Origin of the sequence: Frankia sp. EI5c, from assembly GCF_001636565.1 — a bacterium.
Lineage (GTDB): Bacteria > Actinomycetota > Actinomycetes > Frankiales > Frankiaceae > Parafrankia.
In genome coordinates, this window is sequence record NZ_LRTK01000129.1 from 1 (window position 1) to 5,780 (window position 5,780).

Below are 5,780 nucleotides of genomic sequence, written 5' to 3' on the forward strand. Positions count from 1 at the left end.
AGGGGTCGTGCTGGGGCCACCGAAGTCCCGTGCGGGCATGCGCGCGGTGGCACTACCCGCCGGCATCCTCCCCGACCTGCAAGCCCACCTCGCCGACTACGTGGCCGACGCCCNCACGGCCTACGTGTTCACCGGCCCGAAGGGCGCGCTTCTGCGGCGCGGCAACTTCCGCACGCTCGTGAAGTGGGCGGACGCGGTGGCCGCGATCGGCGCACCGGGTCTGCACTTCCACGACCTGCGCCACACGGGCAACACGTTGGCGTCGAAGACGCCGGGGCGAGCCTGCGCGACCTGATGACCCGCATGGGGCACGACTCGCCCCGCGCCGCGCTGATCTACCAGCACGCTTCGACCGAGGCGGACACGGCCTCGCGGACGCCGTCAACGCGCGGCTCACCGCCCGCCAGAAGGCCCCGGAGCAGGCCAGCTCACCGGACGAGGAGGACCCCGACGACGGCGCCGCGGGGGCACTCGTGCCGGCCTAGTGGCCCGTGGATGGCCCGTAGCCCGATTCTGACCGTCTAGAAAGATCTTCGCCNCTGGTCGGCATATAGCTCTGACCAGGGGCGGAAGGAGTGGAGCGGGCGACGGGAATCGAACCCGCGTTGCAAGCTTGGGAAGCTCGTGTTCTGCCTCTGAACTACGCCCGCGTGATGCAACCGCATCCTACCGGACGTCGCCGCCGGGTGGGGCACCCGCCACCCCGGGCGGCGCCGCCGTCAGTGGTCGGGTTTGTCGGATCCGCCGTCCCCGCGCCGGTCCGGGGCCGGTTCCGTGACCGTCCGGCTGGTTTCAGCGCGGTTCTCATTACGGTGCGTCTCGGCGCGCTTAACCTCGTCGTCGTTGACCTTGTGCAGGAAGCGCAGCGGTTCGCGGCCGGGTGGCTGCCNNGGTCGCGCCCGCTCGNGGATGGGGGGGACGTCCAGTCTGCAGGGCTGGCCGGGCTGCACCCTGACCTGTTCACCGTGGTGCAGGATCGTGATCCCTTCGCCTTCGACCACGGTGTAGGTGGCAGAGGAGTCCATGACCTCGACCCGCAGGTGGCGGGAGCGGACCCGCAGGCCGAACGCGAGTCTGGTGAGTCCTTCGGGCAGCCGGGGGGCGAAGGAGAGCAGCCGGCCGGTGTCCCGCAGGCCGCCGAAGCCCTCGACGAGCGCGATCCAGCTGCCGGCGAGGGAGGCCACGTGCAGTCCGTCCCCGGTGTTGTGCTCGATGTCCTTCAGATCCATGAACGCGGCTTCGCGCAGGTAGTCGTGTGCGAGCGACATGTGCCCGCATTCGGCGGCCAGGACGGCCTGACAACAGGCTGAGAGGGACGAGTCCCGGACGGTGAGCGCTTCGTAGTAGGCGAAGTTGCGCACCTTCTGTTCCGCGGTGAAGGCGTCGCTGCGCCGCTGCATGGCGAGCACGAGGTCGGCCTGTTTCACCACCTGCTTGCGGTAGAGGTCGAAGTACGGGAAGTGCAGTAGCAGCGGGTACTGCTCCGGCCTGGTGTTCTCGANGTCCCACACCTGGTGGTGGGTGAATCCTTCGGACTGTGGATGGACGCCGAGGTGCTCGTCGTAGGGAATGAACATGTCCTCGGCGGCGTCCCGCCAGTTGGCGGCGGTCTCGGCGTCCACCCCGAAGGCCTTGGCACGTTCCGGGTGGCGCTGCACGGCGTTGGCGGCGCCGATGAGGTTCCGCTGCGCCATCAGGTTGGTGTAGACGTTGTTGTCGGCCAGCGCGGAGTACTCGTCCGGGCCGGTCACGCCGTCGATCCGGAAGCGTCCGGAAAGGTCGTGGTGGCCCAGGGAGCGCCAGAGCCGCGCCGTCTCGATGAGGATCTCCAGGCCGACTTCGACCTCGAAGTCCTCGTCCTCGGTGACCCACACGTATCTGATGACCGCGTCGGCGATGTCCGCGTTCACGTGGTAGGCGGCGGTGCCGGCCGGCCAGTAGCCGGAACATTCCTCGCCGTGGATCGTCCGCCATGGGAACGCGGCGCCCTCGAGGTTGAGCAGCTGCGCGCGTTCGCGGGCCGGGGGCAGGATGGAGTGCCGCCAGCGCAGCGCGTCGGCGGCGGCGGCCGGCGCGGTGTAGGTCAGTACGGGCAGGACGTAGCNTTCGCTGTCCCAGAAGGCGTGGCCGTCGTAGCCCGGGCCGGTGAGTCCTTTCGCGGGAATCGCGCGGCGCTCGGCGCGCGCGCCGGCCTGCAGCACGTGGAAGAGCGCGAAGCGCACGGCCTGCTGCACCTCGGCGTCGCCGTCCACCTCGACATCGGCGCAGTGCCAGAACTGCCTGAGGTATTCGCGCTGTTCGTCGACCAGGCCCTGCCAGCCGGTCTGGCGGGCGGCGACCAGCGCGGCGGCGGCCTGGTCGCGCAGGGCGGGCAGCGAGCGCTGCTCGGACCAGCCGTAGGCGAGGAACTTGACCATTCGCAGCTTCTCACCGGGTGCCAGCACCGCTGTCGCGGTCACCCGTCCGGCGTCGGGTTCGCTTTCGGAGCTGACGCCGAGGGAGCGGGGGCCGTCGAAGATGTGGTCCATCGCCGCGGCGACCCGGATGTCGCTGTGCCGGGTGCTGTGGACGAGTTCGACCATGGTGTCGCGGGCGCGGTGCCGTTCCGAGACGAGTGGCGACTCCAGGACCGCGGCGGCGCGCGGGTCCCCCCTGCGGGTGGGTAGCTGCTCGTTGGCGACCAGCTCGGACTGGACGACGACCCGGGCCGGGTCGTCGACGGGCTCGATCTCGTAGAAGATCGCGGCGGCGGAGCGCTGGGTGAACGAGACCAGCCGACAGGAGCGGATCTTGATTCGCTGCCCGGCCGGTGACACCCAGTCGGCTTCCCGGCGCAGCACTCCGTCCCGGAAGTCGATGGTTCGGGTGTGCTTGCGGAGGTCCCCGTACCGCACGTCGAACGGCTCGTCGTCCACCAGCAGCCGAATAATCTTGCCATTGGTGACGTTGATGACGGTCTGCCCAGATTCGGGATAGCCGTACCCGGCCTCCGCATACGGCAGCGGGCGCAGCTCGTGGACGGAGTTCAGGTAGGTGCCGGGCAACCCGTGCGGATCTCCTTCGTCAAGGTTGCCCCGCAGCCCCACATGCCCGTTCGACAGCGCGAACAGGGANTCGGAGCGGGAGAGGTCGTCGATGTCGAGCCCGTGCTCGGTCAGTGACCAGGCCTCGATGGGATAGGTCGGCCTGCTGATCACACGGTTCTCCGGGCCGCGGTCGCGCCGGCCGCACCACCACCAGTCGCACCCACGCCCACACCCACACCGGCTACCCGGCGGTCGCCGAGCAGATCGGCCAGATCCTCGACGACGATGTCAGCGCCGTTGCTCCGCAGCGCCGCGGCGTGCCCGACCCGGTCGACCCNGACCACGTGGCCGAACCGCCCGGCCCGCCCGGCCTGCACGCCCGCCACCGCGTCCTCGAAGACCGCGGCGGCCTCCGGCGGCACGCCCAGCGCCTCCGCGCCGGCGAGGAACGTGTCCGGGGCGGGCTTCCCCGCCAGCCCGCGCTCCTCGGCGACGAGGCCGTCGACCCGCGCCAGCAGCAGGTGCTCGATCCCCGCGGCCCGCACCACCTCGGCACAGTTCGCGCTGGACGACACCACCGCCCGCGGGATCCCGGCGCGTTCCAGCTCCTCCAGGNACCGGACGGAGCCGTCGAAGACCTCCACCCCACCCGACTCGATCTTCGCCAGCAGCAGCAGGTTCTTCCTGGTCGCCAGCGCGTTGATCGTCAGACCTGAGGGCGGGTCCGCCGGCGTGCCCTCGGGCAGGTGGATGCCNCGCGAGTTCAGGAACGCCCGCACACCGTCCGCCCGCGGCCGCCCGTCGACGTGGTCGGCGTAGTCGGTGGCGATGTCGAACGGGACGAACGGGTCGCCGGAACGCCGGGCCCAGTTCTCCAGGAAGTCGTCGAACATCTCCTTCCAGGCGGCGGCGTGTACGGCGGCGGTGCGGGTCAGCACACCGTCGAGATCGAACAGACATGCCCTGATGTGATCCGGTAGCCCCAGCATCGGTCCCCATCCTGGATCAGCGTTTCCCGCACGAGACATCGTCACCGTCGGTGACGGCGACGTCCAGCGATAGCGACGACTCCGTACGGATTCGAGGATCTCCTACCCTGGAACCCCCGTCTTCCACACCGGGGCAACAAACCGCGCCTCTGCGGTAGCGTCCGACAGGTGCTGTTGTCAGACCGGGATATCCNTGCCGAGATCATGACCGGACGGGTCCGGCTCGACCCCTACGACGAGCGCCTCATCCAGCCCTCCAGCGTCGACCTGCGGCTGGACCGTGCCTTTCGCGTGTTCCANAACCACCGCTACAGCCACATCGACCCGGCCATCGAGCAGGAGGACCTCACCGAGCTGGTGGCACCGGAGGGCGACGAGCCGTTCGTGCTGCATCCCGGCGAGTTCGTGCTGGGGTCGACCCTGGAGGTCGTGACGCTGCCGGACGACCTCGCCGGCCGGCTGGAGGGAAAGTCCAGCCTGGGGCGGCTGGGGCTGCTCACCCACTCCACCGCCGGATTCATCGACCCGGGTTTCTCCGGGCATGTGACGCTGGAGCTGTCCAACGTCGCCACCCTGCCGATCAAGCTCTGGCCAGGCATGAAGATCGGTCAGCTGTGTCTTTTCCGGCTGTCGACACCGGCCGAGCACCCCTACGGCTCGGAGATCTACGGATCGCGCTACCAGGGGCAGCGCGGGCCGACACCGTCCCGGGCCTACCGCGACTTCACCCGGGCGACGGTCCCCGAGATCCAGGACGGGGCCGGCGGCGCCTGAGCCCGCCCGGGGTTCCGGCGAACGTCCGTCCAGCGCGAAGCGGGCGTCCGTCCACCAGAACGGAACGGAACGGGAACGGGGCGCGGCCGGTGTGGCCACGCCCCGTTCCCGTTCGTCCGCTCAGGTGAGCGCCGGTGTGCTCGCGCCCGCGCGCTGCTCTCCTATGCGCCGCTCTCCTGCGTGCCTACGCGCCTTCCGCCGAGGCGGCCGCGGCCGGCGTGGGCGGGGCGGGCGCGACCAGCGAGCGGGCCAGCAGCTGCGACACGTCCAGGACCTCGACGCTGTCCTTCGCCTCGCCCGCGAGCTTCTTCTCGGTGACCGCGTCGGAGAGCATCACGATGCAGAACGGGCAGGCGGNCGAGACCACATCGGGATCGAGGCCCAGGGCCTCCTCCATGCGGTCGACGTTCACCCGCTTGCCGATCTTCTCCTCCATCCACATGCGCGCGCCGCCGGCGCCGCAGCAGAAGCCACGCTCCTTGCAGCGGTGCATCTCCTGCCCCCGGATACCCGGAATGGCCTCGAGGATCTCGCGCGGCGGGGTGTAGACCTTGTTGTGCCGGCCCAGGAAGCACGGGTCGTGGTAGGTCACCGAGGAGTCGATCGGGGTGATCGGNACGAGCCTGCGCTCCTCGACGAGCTTGCCGAGCAGCTGCGTGTGGTGGACGACCTCGAAGCTGCCGCCGAGCGAGGAGTACTCCCGCGCGAGGCTGTTGAAGCAATGCGGGCAGGTCGCCACGATCTTCTTGACGCCCGTCTCGTTCAGCAGCTCGATGTTGGCCTTGGCCATCTCCTGGTACAGGTACTCGTTGCCGAGGCGGCGCGCCGGGTCACCGGTGCAGGACTCCTGGCTGCCGAGGATGGCGAACTCGACCCCGGCGGTGTGCAGCAGCTCGGCGAACGAGCGGGCGACCTTCTTGGCCCGGTCCTCGATCGCGCCGGCGCAGCCGACCCAGTAGAGGTACTCGACCTCGTCCGGGATCTGCTCGCC

The 5,780-nt window shown here is 70.0% G+C and carries 1 protein-coding gene, 1 tRNA gene and 10 pseudogenes; 2 read left to right on the top strand and 10 right to left on the bottom strand.

Going from position 1 to position 5,780, the window contains the following annotated elements; all coding sequences use genetic code 11:
* Positions 1 to 576: 576 nt before the first annotated feature.
* From UG55_RS26215 to UG55_RS44355, 7 genes and pseudogenes are all read right to left on the bottom strand, one after another.
* A tRNA-Gly gene (locus UG55_RS26215) sits at positions 577 to 650 on the bottom strand.
* Positions 651 to 907: 257 nt separating this feature from the next.
* A pseudogene (locus UG55_RS44330) lies at positions 908 to 1,501 on the bottom strand (glycosyl hydrolase family 65 protein); the annotation flags it as partial.
* 1 nt (position 1,502) lies between these two features.
* Positions 1,503 to 2,104: pseudogene (locus tag UG55_RS44335) on the bottom strand (family 65 glycosyl hydrolase); the annotation flags it as partial.
* A gap of 1 nt (position 2,105) precedes the next feature.
* Positions 2,106 to 3,113, bottom strand: a pseudogene (locus tag UG55_RS44340) (family 65 glycosyl hydrolase); the annotation flags it as partial.
* A gap of 251 nt (positions 3,114 to 3,364) precedes the next feature.
* Positions 3,365 to 3,641 (bottom strand): annotated as a pseudogene (locus UG55_RS44345) (HAD family hydrolase); the annotation flags it as partial.
* 1 nt (position 3,642) lies between these two features.
* Positions 3,643 to 3,781, bottom strand: a pseudogene (locus tag UG55_RS44350) (hypothetical protein); the annotation flags it as partial.
* Between the two features lies 1 nt (position 3,782).
* Positions 3,783 to 4,015 (bottom strand): annotated as a pseudogene (locus tag UG55_RS44355) (hypothetical protein); the annotation flags it as partial.
* A 194-nt stretch (positions 4,016 to 4,209) separates the two neighbouring features.
* Here UG55_RS44355 and UG55_RS44360 point away from each other — a divergent pair.
* Both UG55_RS44360 and dcd read left to right on the top strand, forming a co-directional pair.
* Positions 4,210 to 4,314: pseudogene (locus UG55_RS44360) on the top strand (dCTP deaminase); the annotation flags it as partial.
* Position 4,315: 1 nt separating this feature from the next.
* Positions 4,316 to 4,789 (top strand): annotated as a pseudogene (gene dcd, locus UG55_RS26230) (dCTP deaminase); the annotation flags it as partial.
* Between the two features lie 184 nt (positions 4,790 to 4,973).
* On the opposite strand, the gene UG55_RS45855 reads toward dcd, so the two are convergent.
* The 3 genes and pseudogenes from UG55_RS45855 to UG55_RS44370 all read right to left on the bottom strand — a co-directional run.
* Positions 4,974 to 5,146: hypothetical protein (locus UG55_RS45855; RefSeq protein ID WP_255360545.1), on the bottom strand; the 173-nt coding region annotated here is incomplete at its 5' end.
* Between the two features lies 1 nt (position 5,147).
* Positions 5,148 to 5,405 (bottom strand): annotated as a pseudogene (locus tag UG55_RS44365) (heterodisulfide reductase-related iron-sulfur binding cluster); the annotation flags it as partial.
* Position 5,406: 1 nt separating this feature from the next.
* Positions 5,407 to 5,780: pseudogene (locus tag UG55_RS44370) on the bottom strand ((Fe-S)-binding protein); the annotation flags it as partial.